The organism is Aminobacterium mobile DSM 12262, assembly GCF_000526395.1.
Lineage (GTDB): Bacteria > Synergistota > Synergistia > Synergistales > Aminobacteriaceae > Aminobacterium > Aminobacterium mobile.
The window spans coordinates 932,815-952,319 of sequence record NZ_JAFZ01000001.1; the positions used below are offsets into that span (position 1 = coordinate 932,815).

At 42.8% G+C, this 19,505-nt stretch carries 21 protein-coding genes and 2 tRNA genes; 15 read left to right on the forward strand and 8 right to left on the reverse strand.

Annotation, left to right across the window (positions count from 1 at the left end):
* Positions 1–87: 87 nt before the first annotated feature.
* Complete coding sequence (locus tag K360_RS0104475) at positions 88–1,182, forward strand: peptidylprolyl isomerase (protein ID WP_245587094.1); 1,095 nt, start codon at positions 88–90, stop codon at positions 1,180–1,182.
* Between the two features lie 58 nt (positions 1,183–1,240).
* Positions 1,241–1,330: transfer RNA gene (locus K360_RS0104480), tRNA-Ser, on the forward strand.
* Positions 1,331–1,378: 48 nt separating this feature from the next.
* Here the strand turns inward: K360_RS0104480 and K360_RS0104485 are convergent.
* Positions 1,379–1,609 carry a hypothetical protein gene (locus K360_RS0104485; RefSeq protein ID WP_024821991.1) on the reverse strand — a complete coding sequence of 77 codons (231 nt, stop codon included), beginning with the start codon at positions 1,607–1,609 and terminating at the stop codon, positions 1,379–1,381.
* A 42-nt stretch (positions 1,610–1,651) separates the two neighbouring features.
* Here K360_RS0104485 and K360_RS0104490 point away from each other — a divergent pair, with 42 nt between their 5' ends.
* Complete coding sequence (locus tag K360_RS0104490) at positions 1,652–1,915, forward strand: hypothetical protein (RefSeq protein ID WP_024821992.1); 264 nt, start codon at positions 1,652–1,654, stop codon at positions 1,913–1,915.
* A 421-nt stretch (positions 1,916–2,336) separates the two neighbouring features.
* On the opposite strand, the gene K360_RS11345 is transcribed toward K360_RS0104490, so the two are convergent.
* Positions 2,337–2,495, reverse strand: coding sequence for a hypothetical protein (locus K360_RS11345; RefSeq protein ID WP_211235517.1), 159 nt, complete (start codon positions 2,493–2,495; stop codon positions 2,337–2,339).
* 197 nt (positions 2,496–2,692) lie between these two features.
* Between K360_RS11345 and K360_RS0104510 the strand changes: the two genes are divergently transcribed.
* The 3 genes from K360_RS0104510 to pncA all read left to right on the forward strand — a co-directional run bounded on the left by K360_RS0104510 (position 2,693) and on the right by pncA (position 4,514).
* A tRNA-Arg gene (locus tag K360_RS0104510) sits at positions 2,693–2,769 on the forward strand.
* Positions 2,770–3,089: 320 nt separating this feature from the next.
* The gene (locus K360_RS0104515; RefSeq protein ID WP_024821993.1) at positions 3,090–3,776 is read left to right on the forward strand and encodes a class I SAM-dependent methyltransferase; all 687 of its coding nucleotides are present in this window, start codon (positions 3,090–3,092) and stop codon (positions 3,774–3,776) included.
* A gap of 156 nt (positions 3,777–3,932) precedes the next feature.
* A complete protein-coding gene (pncA, locus tag K360_RS0104520; RefSeq protein WP_024821994.1) occupies positions 3,933–4,514 on the forward strand; it encodes a bifunctional nicotinamidase/pyrazinamidase in 582 nt (193 codons plus the stop codon).
* Between the two features lie 237 nt (positions 4,515–4,751).
* Here pncA and feoB read toward each other — a convergent pair whose 3' ends face one another.
* The 4 genes from feoB to K360_RS0104540 form a co-directional block, all read right to left on the reverse strand.
* Complete coding sequence (gene feoB / locus K360_RS0104525; protein ID WP_156923342.1) at positions 4,752–6,779, reverse strand: ferrous iron transport protein B; 2,028 nt, start codon at positions 6,777–6,779, stop codon at positions 4,752–4,754.
* Between the two features lie 2 nt (positions 6,780–6,781).
* Positions 6,782–7,072, reverse strand: a complete 291-nt coding sequence (locus K360_RS0104530; RefSeq protein WP_024821996.1) for a FeoA family protein — start codon at positions 7,070–7,072, stop codon at positions 6,782–6,784.
* 90 nt (positions 7,073–7,162) lie between these two features.
* Positions 7,163–7,393 (reverse strand): FeoA family protein, encoded by a 231-nt coding sequence (locus K360_RS0104535; RefSeq protein ID WP_024821997.1) that lies wholly within the window; start codon positions 7,391–7,393, stop codon positions 7,163–7,165.
* Positions 7,371–8,087, reverse strand: a complete 717-nt coding sequence (locus K360_RS0104540; RefSeq protein WP_024821998.1) for a metal-dependent transcriptional regulator — start codon at positions 8,085–8,087, stop codon at positions 7,371–7,373. Before K360_RS0104540 ends, K360_RS0104535 begins: the two co-directional genes overlap by 23 nt.
* Positions 8,088–8,256: 169 nt before the next feature.
* Here K360_RS0104540 and K360_RS0104545 point away from each other — a divergent pair, with 169 nt between their 5' ends.
* From K360_RS0104545 to K360_RS0104555, 3 genes are all read left to right on the forward strand, one after another.
* Positions 8,257–9,132: a sulfite exporter TauE/SafE family protein gene (locus tag K360_RS0104545; protein ID WP_024821999.1), complete on the forward strand. Its 876-nt coding sequence runs from the start codon at positions 8,257–8,259 to the stop codon at positions 9,130–9,132.
* A 25-nt stretch (positions 9,133–9,157) separates the two neighbouring features.
* Positions 9,158–10,141, forward strand: coding sequence for an ornithine cyclodeaminase family protein (locus K360_RS0104550; RefSeq protein ID WP_024822000.1), 984 nt, complete (start codon positions 9,158–9,160; stop codon positions 10,139–10,141).
* A gap of 124 nt (positions 10,142–10,265) precedes the next feature.
* The gene (locus tag K360_RS0104555; protein WP_245587082.1) at positions 10,266–10,964 is read left to right on the forward strand and encodes a helix-turn-helix transcriptional regulator; all 699 of its coding nucleotides are present in this window, start codon (positions 10,266–10,268) and stop codon (positions 10,962–10,964) included.
* A 96-nt stretch (positions 10,965–11,060) separates the two neighbouring features.
* On the opposite strand, the gene K360_RS0104560 is transcribed toward K360_RS0104555, so the two are convergent.
* The gene (locus K360_RS0104560; RefSeq protein ID WP_024822002.1) at positions 11,061–13,256 is read right to left on the reverse strand and encodes a methyl-accepting chemotaxis protein; all 2,196 of its coding nucleotides are present in this window, start codon (positions 13,254–13,256) and stop codon (positions 11,061–11,063) included.
* A 366-nt stretch (positions 13,257–13,622) separates the two neighbouring features.
* On the opposite strand from K360_RS0104560, the gene K360_RS0104565 reads away from it, so the two are divergent.
* The 6 genes from K360_RS0104565 (at position 13,623) to K360_RS0104590 (ending at position 18,781) form a co-directional block, all read left to right on the forward strand.
* Entirely contained in the window at positions 13,623–14,150 is a 528-nt protein-coding gene (locus K360_RS0104565; protein WP_024822003.1) for a ribonuclease H-like YkuK family protein, read from the forward strand.
* 22 nt (positions 14,151–14,172) lie between these two features.
* Positions 14,173–15,603, forward strand: coding sequence for an aminopeptidase (locus tag K360_RS0104570; protein WP_024822004.1), 1,431 nt, complete (start codon positions 14,173–14,175; stop codon positions 15,601–15,603).
* Positions 15,604–15,771: 168 nt separating this feature from the next.
* Positions 15,772–17,205 (forward strand): NAD(P)/FAD-dependent oxidoreductase, encoded by a 1,434-nt coding sequence (locus K360_RS0104575; protein ID WP_024822005.1) that lies wholly within the window; start codon positions 15,772–15,774, stop codon positions 17,203–17,205.
* 54 nt (positions 17,206–17,259) lie between these two features.
* On the forward strand, positions 17,260–17,451 hold the full coding sequence (locus K360_RS0104580; RefSeq protein ID WP_024822006.1) for a 2-hydroxymuconate tautomerase: 192 nt from the start codon (positions 17,260–17,262) through the stop codon (positions 17,449–17,451).
* A gap of 26 nt (positions 17,452–17,477) precedes the next feature.
* Positions 17,478–17,786, forward strand: coding sequence for a DUF7990 family protein (locus tag K360_RS0104585; protein ID WP_024822007.1), 309 nt, complete (start codon positions 17,478–17,480; stop codon positions 17,784–17,786).
* A gap of 14 nt (positions 17,787–17,800) precedes the next feature.
* A complete protein-coding gene (locus K360_RS0104590; protein ID WP_024822008.1) occupies positions 17,801–18,781 on the forward strand; it encodes an ArsA family ATPase in 981 nt (326 codons plus the stop codon).
* A 118-nt stretch (positions 18,782–18,899) separates the two neighbouring features.
* Here the strand turns inward: K360_RS0104590 and K360_RS0104595 are convergent, their stop codons facing one another.
* On the reverse strand, positions 18,900–19,400 hold the full coding sequence (locus K360_RS0104595; protein ID WP_024822009.1) for a hypothetical protein: 501 nt from the start codon (positions 19,398–19,400) through the stop codon (positions 18,900–18,902).
* Positions 19,401–19,505 lie beyond the last annotated feature (105 nt).

Sequence of the window (19,505 nt, forward strand, 5' to 3'; positions counted from 1 at the left end):
TAAGTAGTAAACTATGATAAAATACGCCGTTGGCATTAGATGTTATTAGCTACGGTTTATGTCAAGGGAGGCAGATTTGCTTTGATAATGCGCTCGTTAAGAGAAAATGTTCGCTGGATTATGTTGGTTATTGTTGTTGTTTTCGTTCTATCTATTTTTGGTATGTATGGCTTTGGCGGTCGTCGTTCCGCTCCACAGCAGGAGGGTATGAGAGATTATCCAGTAGCTCAAATAGATGGGAAAAAGATAATGCGCTCATCTCTTGAGAACAACGTTCGTGATTACGTTGATCGGAATAATCTGAAGGATGTTACGTCGGAAGATTTGGCAGCTCTTCGGCAGGGTGTTCTCGACAATATGGTTATTCAAAATGAGCTTGCGAAAGCAGTTCAGAAGTCTGGAATAAAAGCTTCTGATGAGGAGATAGATGAGGTTGTAAAGCAGATTAGCTCTCAGTTCCCCACGAAAGAGGCTTTCCAGAAATATCTCAACGATAGTGGAATTAAGATGGAAAACCTGAGGGCCAATATTGGAACACAGCTCGCTCAGCAAAAGTTGATAGAACAGTCAGCTGGTTCCGTGGTTGTTACATCAGATGATGTGCGAGAATTTTATGATAAGGGGAAGAATGTCTTCTTCCGTCAGCCAGCAGGCCGAAAAGTGGTTTTTGCGCGATTTATCAATCAGGATGTTGCAGCAGCCATGAGTATGGCAGTGAAGAAAGATAACTCCCAATGGGATGCCCTTCTAAAAAATGCCGCTTCTGGCGATGTGAAAGAAAGCATTTCTTACGACAAGCCTATTTTTATCGCTGAATCTGGCTTGCAAGATAAGTTTGCGTCTTTGAAAGAGCTTCCTATTGGTGGCGTTTCATCTCCTATAGAAATAGCGAGTAACGACTATATGGTTATTCTGAATCGCGAAAATGTGGAAGAAAAGATTTTGTCTTTCGACGAAGTGAGCGGCGATATTAAGACGTTGCTTACAAATCAGAAAAACCAGGAAGCACAGCGCCAATATATTAGTGGTTTGAAGGAAGAAGCGAAGATTGAGATTCTTGATACAACCATCTTCCCACAGCCAGTAGAGGCTGTTAAGCCAGCGGAAGCTACCTCTCAACCTGTTGCTTCTGGTGATCAAGAGCCAGTTTCCAGTGAGCCAGCGAGCGGAGATAAGAAATAAGTAAAGAGCTTGACAGAACCGGGTTCCCTTAATAGAATAGACCCCGCAGTCTATTGGAGGAGAGATGGCCGAGTGGTCGAAGGCGCTCGCCTGCTAAGTGAGTGAGGCTTTACCGCCTCCGAGGGTTCAAATCCCTCTCTCTCCGCCATTTAATAAAAGTAATATAAAGCTCAGGCCTGAGTGGTCTGGGCTTTTTTTATGGTTTCTCATCAACTATGATTCGGTATTCGCATGAAGTTTTATTTATAAGGGTTTCCAGAAGTTCGGAGAGATTAGCTCCATGTATGTCAGTCTTTTCTTTTCTTCCTTCCTTAGTGTTGCTTTGATAAAGTACGAAAGATCCGCCTTCTTGAAGAGCGTAATACCAGGTAATCGTGTTCCCCGCGCTGTCTATTTTTCTGTAAATGACAGGCCCTTTTTTGTTCATCGTAAAGTTCACCTCCCAAAGTATTGATACCAATAAGATACCATGATTCGAAGGTTCTGCAAAAGTCTACAGCCCCAAAAACCTGTAAATAACGCTCTTCGTGCGGTTATTTCCCTTCAAACAGCGAAGCAGCAAGCGGAAAGCTCTAAAGAAGCGATGGAAGCAGAGGCAGCGCTTTTTGACGAATTGCCGAATCCAGCGGGATATGCGTGGCTCTTGCGAAATATACGCCCGGTAAAGGCCTTTAATGTTCGAGGAATGCCAGGTTTATTTGAAGTAGAGGATAACTTGATAAAATACCTCTGATTGAATTTACATGGGAATATGGGCTCAGGCTATGTTTATGTTAGGGAAAGGTTTAACGAAAACCTCTTACGCATTGGAACTTCAGCAGCGATGTCTTCTGAAACAAATCAGGGGAACAGAAACATGGTTATCGATGAGGTAGCAAAACAGCTTTTCGAAGCGAGGTGAATTGCCCTCTGCTGAATGAAAGTGTATCAAATACTTGAGATGCCCTAGCCTCGGCCTTTTCCAGGGCATCGTTAAGATTATCGAAGGCCTAGCTAACGGAGCTCACTCTCATAACGCTGCTGTTTCTGAAGCTGTTATAAGTTTTCAGTGCCCCCCTTGTTGAGCCATTTTGCGAAATTTCTTCCATAGCCTTTGTTTGGATATGCCCTCCATACTCAAAAAGAAAATTTCCATAATCCCCACCATTTAGCAGTCAGTCTGCAACCTCCACAGTGAGCACCGAATCATCGGTAAATTTAGTTATGGGAGTTCGAGGCGACAATTCTTCAATTTCCCTTGTCAAAATGTATCGTTCTACCGTTTGTTGCCATGTTTCCTCGGTGTGAAAAAGCCTTGCCACGTTTCCGGACATGCAGAATCCCTCCCATTGAAAGAGAATTCCTTAAAAATGTCAGGGTGGCTTTTGGGGGCTTAAAATTGTAGTGCGATTCTAGAACGACGGTGTACGTCTTTTGCACGAGCTTTTCATCTCGAAGGAAATACGGTAAAATATCCCCTAAAAGGTTGCATGAATGCCTGTTCCGTGGTAATATTTCCTCCGTTCAAGATGTGCCAGTAGCTCAGTTGGATAGAGCGTCGGTCTACGGAACCGAAGGTCACGGGTTCGAATCCTGTCTGGCACGCCATTTAGATTCGTCAACCGCTCTTCATATGAAGAGCGGTTTTTTTATTGCAATGGCAGTTTGCCCGTAGATCTACAGAGCTTTCTTCACAGCGTTACGTAAGTTTTTATTGTGATTAAGCAGATTGCGCCCTTCTATCTTACTTCCCCCAATACGTAGTTCTTGCTTCTCAGATGGCAGGCATGGGGTTCTTGCTTGGCAGGCGACTCAGATAATAAGAGCTTTTCCTCATTCTTAAAGTGCCTCTTGTTAATAATATTTCAAAAACATAGTAAAATAGTCCTGCTTGTATGTGCCCATCAGAGTTCAGTGGAGGTGGTGAGGTGAGTAACTACTACGCAGAGAACCTGAGTTCGGCGAAGCTGTTTCAAGTTTACGATACTAATATTGATCGAGTTAAGCAGTATTTGCGGGAAGAAATAGATTTTGTTCGTCGCAATGTACATGATCATGAGAAAGTATTGGAATTAGGGTGTGGTTATGGGCGAATCATGAAGGAATTGGCTCCTCATGTGGCTTCTATAATGGGAATAGATATATCTCCAGATTCTGTAAGGTTCGGCGAGGAGTATTTAAAAGGTTGCTCGAACTGCGAAATAAAAGTGATGGATGCCCATGTGCTCCAGTTCGGGCCAATTTTTGATGTTGTTCTTTGCCTCCAGAACGGTATTTCCGCCCTAAAAGGGAATGAAAGTAATCTTATTGCCCAGAGCCTTAAAGTTCTTGTTCCAGGAGGAAGAGCTTATTTTAGTACCTATAGCGCTAAATTTTGGAATCATAGACTAGCTTGGTTCCATGAGCAGGCAGATAAAGGGTTGCTCGGCGAGATTGATATGGAAAAAACCAAAGATGGACATATTGTATGTAAAGATGGTTTCGTAGCGCATACTTGTCGCCCGGAGGATTTTAAAGAATTAGCAGAACAGACTAGTTATACATATCTGATCCAAGAAGTAGATGACTCAAGCCTCTTTTTAGTTATAGAGAAAAAGAAAAGGGTTTCTTCATAAAGAACGTTAAAATCTCTTGGGAAGCTTCGGCTTTTATGGTCTGATTTCTCTCTCGTAGACATATTTAACATATTCCATTGGATTGCGTTTTGGAAAGCAGGTCGAACAGAGGGACCTTTCATGCTTCATAATCTTAAGAGGGGGAGTGGTGTTTAAATGTTGTTAACGATTGGTGATGCTCTGATCGTAGTGGATGTGCAGCAAGATTTTTGCGAAGGGGGGAGTCTCGCTGTTCGTGGGGCCAATTCTATAATTTCCGTTATTAATAGTCTTGTACAGCTTGCTCAGAATCGAAAAATTCCAGTTTTCTTCTCTCGCGATTGGCACCCTTCCGATCATATAAGTTTTAAAAAACAGGGTGGTCTTTGGCCTCCCCATTGTGTTCAAGAAGAGAAAGGGGCAGCTTTCCATCCTGGTCTCATTGTTCCCGACACGGCTTTTATTATAGATAAAGGAACATGTTGCGAGAAAGATGCTTATTCCGCTTTTGAGGGTACCGATTTATTGGAAAAACTTCATGCCCAGTCAATCCGGCGAATTTTTGTTTGTGGCTTAGCCACTGATTATTGTGTGAAGAGCACAGCCCTTGATGGCTTATCTCATGGATTTGATGTCTACCTTGTTACTGATGGCATGAAGGGTGTCAATGTAAAGGAAGACGATAGCTGTAAAGCCTTGGAAGAACTAAAAGCAAAGGGTGCACGGCTTGTTACAAGCCATGATGTGGTTGAATCATAATATAATTTTCAACACCTACGCCAATCATTTGCCAATAAGAAGCAATGCGCTTCATTGTTCGTGACCACTTGTGTTTGCTAACCACTTCTAGATAGAAGCGAACGGTTTGCATTCGGGGCGTACTCCCAAATGCAGTTGATTTTGTCTTTAGTCTGGAGCGAAAGGGCCCCTTTAGTAAGGAGCCCTTTCGTTGTGCTGGTTTTGAAGGGGAGGTACTGTATGAAAAAGGTCCTTTATCTACGACAGCCCAAACATACGGCCACCCTGATATATAAGGACAGCCAGTCCGTAAGCTACGATTGTTGTGTAGGCTACTAAGAAAAAGGTCCATTTCCAACTGTTTGTTTCCCTTTTAAAGGCAGCTATAGCTGCTACACATGGGATATAAAGTAATGTCATAACTAAGAATGCGTAAGCACTTAAAGGGGTGAAAAGAGTGGGTAAGACAGCTGCAAGGCCTTCTTCTCCCCCTAAAAGTGCTCCAAAGGTCCCTACCACAACTTCCTTAGCAAGGAGGCCGAGGAGGAGCGCGACAGTGGCTTGCCAGAAGCCGAAGCCTGCTGGAGCGAAGAGGGGAGCCATAGCGCGCCCGACATGGCCGATAAGGCTGTTGTAAGAACCATATTCTACGCCGAAGGGAAGGCTGGCCAGAATCCATACAAGCACTACAGCGCTAAAAATTACAGTTCCTGCCTTTTTAAGAAAGAGGCTTGCTCGTTCCCACGCACTTCCCCAAACAGCACGTACCTGTGGCACGTGGTATGGGGGCAACTCCATAACAAATTGGGAAGATTCCCCCTTGAACAGGGTTTTCCCCAAAAGTTTTGCAGATATAACAGCAACAACAATACCAAGTACATAGAGAGAAAAAACAACAGTCCCGGCATTTCTGCCGAAAAAGGTTCCAGCAAACAAGAGGTAAATAGGGAGCCTGGCAGAACAACTCATAAAGGGTAAGACTAGAAGAGTGATCATTCGGTCTCTTGGGCGCTCTAAAACGCGAGTTGCCATAATAGAAGGAACGTTACACCCGAACCCCATAAGCATAGGGATAAAACTTTTTCCATGGAGGCCTACAGCCCTCATTATTCTGTCCATCACAAAAGCACCTCTGGCCATGTAACCGGAGTCTTCCAAGATGGCTATAAAGGCGAATAGAATGAAGATATGCGGGAAAAACACTATCACCGACCCTACACCGCCGATAACTCCGCCAGAGATAAAACTCCCTACTACTGTTGGGAGCCCCCATTTCTCTATGAATATTGAAGCATACTCACCTAAGATCCCTATCCAATGATCTAGATAGTCAGCAGCAGGGTCTCCTATTGCATAGGTGAGGCGGAACATGCACCATGTAATAAGGAAGAAAATGGGCAGTCCCCATATGCGATGGGTTACAATTCGGTCTACTTTATCTGACAAAGTTACATCTTCTTTTAGAGACAAATCTTTCTTCATTACTTTCCCGGTGAGAGTAGATATATAATTCCACCGTCTCTCTATAACAGCTGTGAGGAGATCATAACCAAGCGACATTTCCAGCTTTTCGTTCTCTTCTTCTAGAATTTTTTGGATAGTTTTGTCGTTATCAAGAGTTTCCAGAAGAGAGAATATAGCGGCATTTCCTTCAGCTATTCGAAGGGCTGCGATATCTTTTGATATTTCTATTTCTCTTGTTACTAATGGATTAACAGCTTCTGCTAACCGTTTCAAAGTGTCTTCTATGTTTTTACCGTAAGGAATAGTTATGCCATGTTTTTCAACGGGAGTTTCCACGTATTTTTTTACAGCCTTTACTAACTCCTGAATGCCTTTGTTTTCTCGGGCTACGGTAGGAACTACAGGTACGCCAAGCTGTTTTTCCAGTTCCTCCACGTCTATATGAATACCCTTCTTTTGGGCTATGTCAGTCATATTGAGGGCGATAACCACAGGTTGTCCAGCCTCTAACATTTGCAGTACGAGATAAAGACTCCGCTCTAGATTAGAGGCGTCCACTACTGTGATAGTAACTTTTGGCTTTTCCCGCAAAAGAAATTCCGAAGCTACTTGTTCATCAATCGAAGAAGCTCCAAGGCTATAAATACCAGGAAGGTCCACAAGAGAGAACGCCGTGTCCCCCCATTTAAAGTGCCCTTCTTTCCGTTCTACTGTTACACCAGGCCAGTTTCCTACGTGTTGATGAGAGCCTGTAAGTACATTAAAGAGACTTGTTTTCCCTGTGTTAGGATTGCCGGCTAACGCCAGCGTAATACTCCCCATACTTAATGACACCCCCAGCATTTGCTGCACTCTCCATTACATCCACCGCAACTCACTTTTTTTACCATAACCGTTTCTGCCTCATATATGCGAAGGCTCAGTTCATAACCACGAAAAGCCACAGAAATCGGGTCGTTGAGAGGAGCTTTCCGCTGCACTACCAGAGGAGTGCCAGGAACAAGACCCATTTCTAAAACTTTCTTTTTTAATTCTGGATGTCCTTCTATTCGCATAACAATCGCAAGGCTCCCTGCCGGTAATTCACTAAGAGGCAGTAATTCGGATTCACTCATATTTTCACCACCTCGAAAAATTTTAGTTTGATTCATCAAACTATTTTTTTACTAAGAAAAAAAGGAGCGTAGCTCCCAAAAGTGCCGCCTTTATTGATTCTCTATTTCTCGGACAAAAATTCTATCGCCTACTCCTTGCCCAAGGGCAAGGCGGCTTTCTCCTACTTTGAGCAAATAGGGGCCACCTCCCTTATGAAGTACAGTAAAGGACGCGCCAGGCAACAATCCAAGCTCAGCCATCCTTTTCCGGAAGGCTAATCCCCCAGTAAGCCTTTCTATCCTCACTTGCGCCCCTTCTTTAACGAGATGGAGTGGAACCACAAGCGTCATCCTCCTTTACACGCCGAATCCATACGGTGGCAGCCTCGCTTCGGCGCAAAGCCAAACGTGTGCCTCGTATTTCAAACTCAATAGGATCTCCGAGAGGAGAGGTTTGTATGTATGTAATAATAGATCCCGGGACGAGCCCCATTTCCAGTAAACGTTTGCGCAGAGGACCATCAGCAGTAATTCTATTGATAGTTCCCTTCATTCCAGGCCTTAGCATTACAAGAGGGCAGGGTAGTCGAGAAGGATCATCCATTTCTGCTTTCAGATCATTAAACCATGCAGCCCCTTCTCGTTGAGCTTGACAGAAAAAGTCTGTTAAAGCGAGAAGCCGACCATCTGTCTGTTCATCCATTTCGTGTTCCATAATACAAGCGAGAGCCCATGCTTTAGAACGTTCTATTCCTAGAATTTCGGAGAAAAGAAAATTAAGATGGTCATGCCGCCTGTAAACACGCAAGGCCCTCTCTCGCCCATTTTCAGTAAGAGCGACAGCCCCGTATTTTTCATGGTCGAGAAAGCCTGCTTCTACTAATTTTTTAATGGCAGAAACAACTGTCCCTTTTGTCACTTTCAGGCGTTCAGCTAAATCGGTTACAGTTGCTTCTTGTCCATGAATTTCCAAGGCAAAAATGGCCTCTAAGTAATCTTCTATTCGAGCCGATAGAATAGCAATCCCTTCCTTCATTTCCCTTTTTCTCTCTAAGAAAGTTTAGTGTATCAAACTATAGCTGTCAAGATGTTTTTATGGCTCAACACATTATTGTCATATTGAAAATAATGTTGAATTAGGATACAATGCTTGTGAACGTGATATATATAACGAATATGGAAACTAACTCAAAGGAGTGATGGGTATGGTAAAGGTTCTGTTAGCGTTGATTGCACTTGTGAATGGGTTTTACGCCGTACGTTTTGCTCGAGACTTCTTTCTTCACCGTGAAGAGGCGTGGGCTGAACCTGGAAATAATGTCTTTCTAGCTATTTGGGGGGCTATTATTTTCTTTCTTTCGACCTTTGGAATTTCTGATTTTGCTTTATCTACCATCATGTACAGGGCCAAGAAACTTGTAAGTGATACCAAATTACCAGGGACGTTGAATACTCAGTGTGCCATTCCTGTTGCTGTTATGGCGCTGGCATACATATCTGCTATCCATGTGGATCCCATAACGCTGGTAGCCTGCATAGTTGCTCAAATGTTAGGTGCCTATATAGGTCCTCGCTTTGTAGTAAAGCTTCCAGCGAAAACTATCCGTATCTTTATGGGAACAGGGCTTGTAGTTGCCGCCTTTTTTATTTTGGCAGGAAAGCTGAATATTGTTCCTTCTGGCGGAGAAGCAGTGGGTTTGAGTGGAGGGAAGCTCTACGTTGCGCTTGTTCTCCTTTTCATTTATGGAGCTCTTAACAACGTTGGCATAGGTTCATATGCTCCTACAATGGCTACTATTTATGCCTTAGGCGTAAACCCTGCAGTGGCTTTCCCGATCATGATGGGAGCCTGTACTTTTTCCGTTCCTATGGGAGCCATGGAGTTCGTTCGTCTTGGTCAATATGGCCGTAAAATTACGTTTTTCTCCAGTGTCTTTGGAATAGCAGGGGTCCTCGCGGCCGTTTTTATCGTTAAAAGTCTTAATCTCTCTATGCTTCAGTGGGTTATTGCGGCTGTAGTCCTTTATTCTGGAGCGTCCATGCTTTATGAAGAGTTCTTCAAGAGGAAAGCAGTAGCATAAAAATATTTATTAGGGAGGAATTATTATGTTATTAATTTCCAGGGAAGATATATTGAAAATTTTTTCTATGCGAGACGCTATAGAAGCTGATAAAAAAGCTTTTGTAATGCATTATCGAGGGCTAAGCGAGGTTCCTTTGCGTACGAATTTCACACTTCAGACAGGGCAAAGTCTTTTTATGTCGGCCTATGCGAAAGAAATAAATACGTGCGGAGTTAAAATTGTTTCTGTTTTCCCCCATAACCCTGCGAAAGGGTTGCCATCAGTTCCTGCAACAATGATTTTGCTTGATGGGGAGACTGGCGTCGTTTCGGCCATTATAGAAGGAACGACTCTTACACAAATACGCACCGGTGCCATTGCGGGAGCCGCCACAGAACTGCTTTCGAGAAAAGATGCCTCCATTGGCGCATTATTTGGCGCCGGAGGGCAGGCTGCCACTCAGCTGGAAGCTATGTTGACAGTTCGCGATCTAGAAGAAGTGAGGATCTTTGATGTAGATAGAGAACGAGTCCAACGCTTTGTCGAATCCCAAAAGCCCCTTTCCAAAAAATTTAATACGAGGATTATAGCAGCTCAAACTTCTGATGAAGCAGTCGAGGGTGCTCACATAATTACCTCTGTTACCACATCGAGGAAGCCGGTATTTAATGGCAAATTGGTTATGGATGGAGCCCACATAAATGGGGTTGGAGCATATACTCCTGAGATGCAGGAGCTTGATTCGTGTCTCTTAGAAAGAGCGGATAAAGTTTTCGTAGACAATAGAGAAGCTGTTTTGGCAGAGGCAGGAGACTTTATTATCCCTATAAAAGAAGGAAGATTTGCTCCCGAAAAAATTAGCGGAGAGTTGGGAGGTTTGATTGTAGGGGACATAGAGGGACGATCCACAGAAAAAGACGTTACACTGTTTAAAACTGTAGGATTTGCCACTCTCGATGTGGTCGCGGCTTTTACTATATATCAGAAGGCTCGGGAGGCTGGGGTAGGGAAAGAAGTTTCTTTGTAGTTTTTCTATTCCATCGACAGACTCTCTTTTCCTTTTATAGTATTATCTCAGTAGCTTTAAAAAGGCATGATACAATGTGAGGACGGGGTGCCTCCCCGCCCTCATTTATAGGGAGATGGATCAAGTGAAGCGAAAAAAATGCCATCCTTATTTAGTGCCTATTATTGCTATTGTAGAAACTTTAAGTGAAACATTAGGTCCTGACTATGAGGTTGTTCTTCATGATGTTTCCGGCGAAGAGCATCAAATTGTGGCGATGGCTCATGGGGAACTAACGGGACGGACAGAAGACTCTCCTTTAACAGATTTCGGTGAGTACCTGCTTCGTAGTGAAGAGGAATATAAAGGCGTTCATTATATAGCTAATTACCCTTCTTATGCCTCTGACGGGCGGCCTTTACGATCAAGCGTAACTCTCTTAAGAGATGGGAACGAAAAGATTATTGGTTTTTTATGTATTAACTACGATATGACCCGAGCTCAAATTTTAAAGGATTTAGGAACAGAATTGACCTGTGTCGTCCCTTTAAAAGCATCTCAGGTTGCCGAAGAAACTTTTGTCCCTTCTTCGGGCTCTCTCTTGCAAAAAATCCTCGAGGAAATGCGCCAACAACGGGGCGGACGCCCTTTACGTTACACTACTAAAAGGGAAAAACTTGAGATTATGTCATTTTTGAAGTCTAAAGGGTTCTTTAGGTTGAAGGGAGCTGTAGAGGCTCTGTGTAAAGAGCTGGGGAAAAGTCGTTATACTGTTTACGGCTATTTAAGAGAGATACGAACTGGCGATAATGACAATAATAATGAAGATTCTTCTCAAGATTAAGGTGTTACATTAAAGGAGACTACTTTGTGCGAAGTGCACCCCAAAAGTTAGACATAAAGTCAAACATTTGGAGGTGCACTTCAGTTTTTCCTTCTTTTATTTTTTTATGCTCTGATCCGCTATGGTTAAGGATCGGGAAAGATTGTTTTTATCTATCTTAAACTGTGCAATCATCTCTCCCAGGCGATGGGCTCCTTCCGAGAGACTCTGTGATTCTACAGCAACTTGTTCACCTGCTTTGGCAGTGTCTTCAGATGCCTGACGTATCGTATCCACTGAGGCTACAACTTGAACGGTCGACTGGGTTACTTGGTCGATTCCAGCTGCCATCTCTTCCGATGATGCTGCTTGCTCTTCTGCTGTGGCGGCTATATTTTGCATAACATCGTTTACGTGCGATATTTCCTCCATGGCTTTTTGCAGCTGTTTTTTAGCTTTCTCTGATCGATTAATAGTTTGTTCTACGATTTCATCGACCTGGCCTATAGACGTCAAAGCGTTTTTAGTCTGGGTTTGTAGATTGTTAATAAGTGTCTCCACTTCACCAGCAGCAACGCCAGATTCTTCAGCAAGTTTTCGTACTTCTTCTGCTACTACAGCAAAGCCTCGACCGGCATCTCCTGCCCGTGCTGCTTCTATAGCGGCGTTTAAAGCCAGAAGATTGGTTTGGTCTGCTATAGTCTGGATGGTTGTTACAAAACGAGTAATAGTTTCAACTGCATTTGCAACAGCTTTCATGCTCTGGGCTGTTTCCTTCGAGCGCTTCCCTACATTTGTGATTTCTTCAACAACTGTAGAAACTTCCAAAGTAGCGGCATTGCTGATTTGCGTGGTTCGAGCAGTTGCTTCGGCACCTTCTGTAGCAGACTTGGCTGCGTTTGTCGCGCTGGAACTTACTTCTTCTACTCCGGCATTCGTCTCTTCTACTGCTGCGCTTGTTGTTTCTGCCAAGGTAGCTACTTGATCTACAGAGGCTTTTATTTCTTCCATGGAAGCTACCGATTCTTCAGAAAGAGCTGCGAGAGATTCAGCGCTGGAGCTGAAACGCTGAGATTCTTCCTGAAGCCCATTTATTATTCCCGAGAGATGTTCTTGTAGATTCAACATGGCATGAAGCATTTGTGCAATCTCGTCTTTTGATTTCATATATTGCTTCATCCATGACAGAGATTGGTTAGAAGAAAAATCAAGATGGGAAAATTGTTGCAACATTTGAGATACGCCATTAATTGGGCGAACAAGAGTGCGGGTGATAAGGATAATGATGAGGCTCAAAATGATAAGCCCAACAAGAGAGGCCGCAATAGTATTGCGAGCCATGATGATGGCGTCTTCTTTTATCTTTGACATGGGAACCTGGATATTGAGGCTCCAGGGGGTTTCCGTATTGCCTAATTGTACAGGAGAATAAATTTTATAGGCTTCCCCGCTGAGGGCATTAGAGAAATCAATAATATTATAAATCTCACCTTTTTGAATATGCGTTAAAATGGTTCCAACATCTTTTAAATCATCAGTACGTTCTGTTAAGTTCTTACCAATAAGCGCTTCATTATCATGATAGATGGTAGTTCCATTATTGGAATAGAGAGAGGCCGTACTTCCTTCCACAACGCTGATGTTTTTCACTATCTCTTGCACTGTAGCTAAATCAATATCTATACCGACGACCCCGGCTATTCCCCCATTTAAAAAAATAGGGGTGCATATACTTGTAATAAACTCAAAATCATCTTTTTGCCCAGAATAATTATAAAGATAGGGGTTCATAACAACAGTTTTTCCAGTTTTTTTAGGAAGGATATAGAAATCTCCTTCCCCATTTTTGCTTAACAAAGATTCTGTTATGTCAAAAGAACGTTGAATATGTCCGTTTTTCTTGACAAAATCTACAATAAAACGGCCAGTTTCCTGATACCCGTCGCGTTCCACATACATAGAATCTTTCCCATCAAATGCGTTTGGTTCAAAGGCGACCCATGCGGTAAAAGCGAGGGGCGTTTCTTTTAAAACATTTTCAAGCATCCCTAACACATTTTGTCGGGCCTGGCTATCTTGCCGGTCTATGCCAGATATGCTTTTGGCGAGAGTTTCTGCGGTAATAAGTCCCTTGTCAATTTCTGAGGCGATAGCGTAGGCTGACGAACGAGCTGTTTCCGTTACAAGAACCTTTGTTGCCTTCAATGTTTTTCCATGCACGGAAAAAGCAATAAAACCAATTAAAAATGCGAGTATGATCGTGACTGTGGAGAGAAAATAGAGGAGCATCTTGCCCTGAAGTTTGAGTTTCAATAGACTACCTCCTTATAGAATAGCGTTATTTAATATTGAATATGTATATTATGCTAAGTATTGTTATTATTGTTAGGAGCGTAGTGTTTAATAAAACATTATTAGTTTTTATTGTTTGGTTATATTTTGAGCACTATACATAGTTATAAATTAAGCGAATTATTGTATATGAGCATTGAGGCTTATTATTAACTGGGAAATCATCCTTACTTATATGGGGAAATAGGTGGCCGTCATTACTATGTCCAGAAAGAAGCATAACTTGTGAAAAAGTGAAATAAATGCTACTCTACTGTTGTTTTTTGGTAATTAAAAAAATGTATTTTTTACTAAAAGAGATCATTTTTAAGGGGGAGGAGGGATATTTTGAGGAGCCCAACGTGGGGTCGCCTTAGTTTATGCCAAGCTATAAATAAGGTTATGGATTTCGTATCAGGTGATAAGAGTAAAACATACCGTTTCATTATCGGGACAGATTCTCAGGTGCATCGCGAGAGGAGAACAGTTTTTGTCTCCACTATTATTGTGCATCGAGTTGGTTACGGTGCAATTTGTTTTTATGAATCTCGAGGAGAGGTGAAGAAATACTCGCTTCGGGAACGTATGTTTACTGAAGTGTTTTTGAGTCTTGATTTAGCGACCCGTTTTCTTGATGAGCTTAAAGTGAAGGATTATAGTTTCTTTCAACATATGGGGAGTATTGAAATTCATGTTGATGTGGGAGAAAATGGCGCTACGAGAGATTTAGTAAGCGCTGTAACAGGTATGGTCAAAGGGTGCGGCTTTATTTGTAGAACCAAACCAGAAGCGTGCGGCGCCAGTACTGTGGCAGATCGCCTTACTAAAGTTCCTCTTGTTCAGAAAAACAATGTTTTTGAAGTAACAGCGAGTTGATTAAACAGCGGGAGGCGCAGGAGTGAACAATCTTAGTTTGGATGAAAAATATAAAGAAAAAGGTTTCCATTCTTTTTCTAGTGCTTGGTCGGTATTAAAAGATGCAGAAAAATCCCATGTCTTTTCTTTGGCAGAGGAGTATAAGCAATTTTTGGATAAGGGGAAGATAGAACGGGAGTGTGTAGAACAAATAGTGGCGACGGCTCGAATAGCCGGTTTTGTAGATCTGAACAACGTAATAGAAGCAGGAAAAAAGCTTGAGCCAGGTATGAAAGTAATGGCGGTAAACCGAGGAAAGGCCGTGGCGCTTTTTGTTTTAGGCAGTAAATCCCTGTCAGAAGGACTCCGCATAGTCGGCAGTCATATAGATTCTCCCCGCCTGGATTTAAAACCACAGCCTCTTTATGAAGAGGGCGGATTAGCTCTTCTGAAAACTCATTACTACGGTGGTATTAAGAAATATCAATGGGCGACATTGCCTCTTGCTATTCATGGTGTCTTTGTTAAAAAAGACGGAACAGTTGTCTCTGTCAATATAGGGGAGAAAGAGGACGATCCTCTTTTTGTTATTAGCGATATACTGCCTCACCTTGGTAAGGCTCAGGCCGAGAAAAATATGAATGAGGGCATTACAGGTGAAAATCTGAATGTTATTTTAGGCCATATCCCTGTGGAAGACGGGGATATCAAAGAGAAAGTAAAACTTGGCGTATTGCAAATACTGGGGAAAGTTTTTGGCATTGATGAGGCCGATTTTACCTCTGCTGAAGTTGAAATAGTACCTGCAGGAAGAGCTCGTGACGCAGGGCTTGATCGTGGACTTATATTGGGATATGGGCACGACGATCGATCTTGTTCTTTCTCTGCTTTACGGGCATTGTTTGATGTAGAATCCCCCCTTTACACTGCGTCTGCTCTTTTTGTCGATAAGGAAGAAATTGGGAGTATGGGAAGCACCGGCATGGAATCTGTTTTTTATGAGAATGTTGTGGCAGAACTTCTGGCTCTGGAGAACGAGCATTATTCAGAACTCTTGCTCCGCCGTGCTTTTAGTAATAGTAAGGTTCTTTCTGCTGACGTGGACGGAGCTTTCGACCCTACATATCCCGAGCCTTTTGATAAACGAAACGCTTCTTTGATGGGGAATGGCGTAGTTGTGCAGAAATATACAGGAAGTCGGGGAAAATATGGATCTAACGACGCCAGCGCGGAATTTATGGCTCATATTCGTTCCCTTTTCGACGAGAACAATGTTGTGTGGCAAACTGGTGAACTTGGAAAGGTAGATGAAGGCGGCGGCGGAACCATCGCCTATATTTTGGCAAATCGCGGGGCTGACGTTATCGATTGCGGCGTGCCGGTACTTTCTATGCACGCTCCATGGGAGCTTATTAGCAAAGTTGACTTATATATGGCATGGAAAGGGTACAGAGCCTTTCTTCAATCAAGGTAACGTCGGAATATCTTTGGCCATATAAGACAACTTGTTTCGTACAGAGCCTTTCTTCAATATAAAATAAGGTTTTTGAGCCCGGTGAAAAGCCGGGCTTTTTTGTAACCCCTTGATATACCCCAGATAGGTATGTTAAAATTAATATACAATCATTGCGGAGGTGGAGTTATGCTGACATTAAAGAAAAGAGTACTCATTATCGGAGGGGGCCCGGGGGGAAGGTTTTCGTATATAGCACTTCGACGCATGGGTGAAAAGAGCCTTTCCATTGTGATGAACGAGGATCCTACTGTCATTTGCTCGCTTCCTTATAGCGTTGGGAGAAAACTTATTCCAGGCGGTCCCGAAGAAGAAGTTGTTGACTTGGCGAACTCGGATCGCTTGCCTCCTGAGATCGTTGAGGATGCTATTCGTGGCGTTATAACTGAGCTAGATGCAGAGAATCATATTGCAAGGGGAATGAGCACAGAAGGTCCCTTTGAAATTTATTTTGAAAAAGTATTACTCGCGCCTGGTGCGGTTCCCTGGATTCCTCCCGTAAAGGGTCTTTTATCAGATAAGGAAGGGTATAAACAAGACCTGACGGAAGTTATGGTTGGACGCGAATATGTTTCTAAAGAGAAATTAGCTGAAAATATTTTTGTTATGCGTGGGGCAGACGATGCCCGTGCACTTGATGCTTTTGCAGAAAAGAGTGGGCGAGCCGTTGTAGTAGGCAGTGGGGCTATAGGGCTAGAAGTTGTGGAAGCCCTTCACGATAGAGGGCTCACTGTCACTTTAGTTGAGGCTTTGCCTCATCTTATTGCAGCCATGGATCAAGATATGGCAGAAAAGGTCAACGACCGTCTTTCTGAATGGGGAGTCTCTGTTTATAAAAATATTCAGCTGACAGAAGTCAAACCAGACAGGGTAATCCTCTCTGATGGTAGGGAGATAGAGACTGATGGCGTTGTTTTCGCAACAGGCGTTCGTCCCAACGTTACACTAGCTCAAAGTGCTGGACTCTCTGTTGAGCGAGGTATAGTGGTCAATGAAAAAATGCAGTCATCCCATCCTGATATATATGTTGTTGGCGACGCTGCTCAAATCAGGGATGCTGTTACGGGACGCCCTATTTTGCCTCTTATAGGCACTCTTGCTATGCGTCAGGGACTTGTTGCATCTTTCAATATTATGGGGCAAACCATGTCTTTGCCGCCTGCAACAGTTTGGGGTCTGAGCGCCATCTTCGACCTTCATTGGGGGAGCGTAGGGTGGACGGAGGAATTGGCAAATGCATCAGATATCCAGGCCTTTTCCCTTACATTGCCCTATTATACCCGTGAAAAAGCTATGCCGAACGGGAAGGAGGGGCTCTGGAAAATTATTGTCTCTGCAACTGACGAAAAAGGACTGAAAAAGGGGCAGATTATAGGATTCCAAGTTGTCATTGATGGAGAATCTCCTCTCTTCTTAACGGAACGTTTTATCGATATTATTACGCGAAGGGAAACTGTTTTTGAGTTATTCTCTCATTATTTTGTCCATTCTCCCTACCATAATACTGTTGAAGATCCGTATCTTATGCTTCTCTTTGCAGCGCAGGAAGCAATGACTCATTAAAAAAGAGTATAATACATAATAGTTTGACTTTTAAATAAAGTGAGGGGGATTCACATGCCAATAGTGAACGTGCATATTCTTGAGGGAAGAACAGTAGAGCAAAAACGACGACTTGTGCATGAAATGACCCAGACTATATGTTCATGTCTCGATGTACCGGCCGAAAAGGTTCGTATCATAATAACAGACATGAAGAAATCTGACTTTGCTGTAGCAGGAGTATTGGCCTCAGATAGAGATAAGTAATCTTTAATCAAGCAGAGGTGTCTACAATGTTTAGCGAAGAAGACGAAAGGAAAGGAGAAAATTTTCTTTCGAAAGTTCTTTTTTGGTCAAAAGCTTTTACACATGGAACTTTTGTAAATAAAAGAATGGCAGTGGTTCGAAAAGAGGCTTTCGATGTTAACGACAACCTCATGCTCTTGCTTTTTGGAGATTTTTTGGGAATTCCCAACCCGATTTCATACTACATGTTAGAAGTTCTCCCCTATTTCGCTGAAGATCTAATCCCTTGGGAACGAAGAATGCAAAACCGAAAATTTATTGTCGCGGAGAAAGCGGCTCAATACGATTTTGATTAAGGGGGCTTCTTTTTATGACAGATGTGGTGAAGCGACAGTTCTCCTTTTTTGGAGGGAAAGGTGGAACGGGCAAAACAACATGTGCTGCAGCCTATGCTTTGGCATTATCTCAGCGAGGCATTAAAACATTAGTAGTCTCCACTGATCCTGCCCACTCCCTTGCAGATGCTTTTAACAGGCCTATTGGTTTGGAAGTCGTTCATATAGGTAAAAACCTTTGGGGCATAGAGATTGATGCTGAAGAAGAAGCTAAAAAGTATATGAAAGCTATTCAAGACAAGATGTTGAATATAGTAAGTGCTGCTATTGTAGATGAAATTAAACGTCAAATAGAGATAGCCTATATGTCGCCAGGTGCGGAAGAAGCGGCAATTTTCGATAAGTTCATCGAACTTATGGAGACCATAGGAAACCCCTACGATGTTATTGTTTTTGATACAGCCCCTACGGGACACACCCTTCGACTTCTTACTCTCCCGGAAATTCTTGGAATATGGATTGAACATCTTATCCAAAAGCGAGCTCAAGCCATGGAGCTTATGAAAGCTGCTGCACGATACGATAAAGACCTTCAGGAAAAAATAAAAGAAGATCCTATCATAGAAACGCTCCAACTAAGGCGAGACAAATTTGCTCTTGCCCGAAAAATCCTGACAGATCGTGAGCATACAGCCTTTTATTTCGTATTAAACGCAGAAAAGCTACCTATTATCGAAACGAAAAGGGCCATAGAAATACTAAAGAAGCACAACATTACAATCGGAGGTGTTGTTGTAAATAAAATAATACCCCAAGAAGCAGGTTCTTTTTTTGAAAAGCGCAGAGAAAAACAAGAAGAGTACCTCCACCAGATTAACGAATTGTTTGGGGACCTCGGAGTAACATATATACCGTTACTTGACTCGGATATACAGGGAATAGAGCAATTGGAACAAATAGCACCTCTTATTTTAAAACTCGACGAGCTAAAAAAAATCTTTCGCTACTTGCCATAAAATAACGCATCGCTTGGCAGTTTATAGAGCGGCGGTTTCAACGAATATGGCTCTTCAGGGCCGGCGATGAGTCTCTTCTTTTGTAAGTGCTAAGTGCGACAAGGTATAAATACCATCATTACTGACAGTCATTGGCCGTTTCTTTAATGTAGGGAATAATATGGAGAGCCCATGTTTCGTCAATTTCCTCGTTAAAGGAGTCTACTTGAATAACTCGTCCCCAATGATAGGGCTTATTTGTAGCAGGAAGCATGGGGCCATTGTAAATGATGTAGTCTTGGTAGATGAGCCATGTAAGTTCTTGGGTCTCTATAAGGCCTCTATCAATGACATTGAGATCATCGTCATATTTTTCCCATCGGTAGGGACCATAAGCGTTTCCGTAAAAAACGAAAGCCGAGCGATCCTGTTTGACGCAGATCATTCCATGTTGAAGTTTATGATCGATGAAAATATGGTGAATGCCCCAAAAAGGCGGATTGAATATCGTGAGTTTTTTCCCTCGGCTCCATTCTAAAACGTGATTGGCCTCTCGAGAACGTTGCACAATATCAGCAGCAGACAAAGGTACCAGCTTTTTAGGGTGAATCCCAAATATATTTAGTATTTTGGAAAGCACAGATAACGCTCCTTTCCTGCTTTTTTACATAGAGTATTGTATCATTTCCAATATAAGGGCAAAGCAAGCCACCTCTACGCCAGAGTACGAAATTCCACAGCAGAG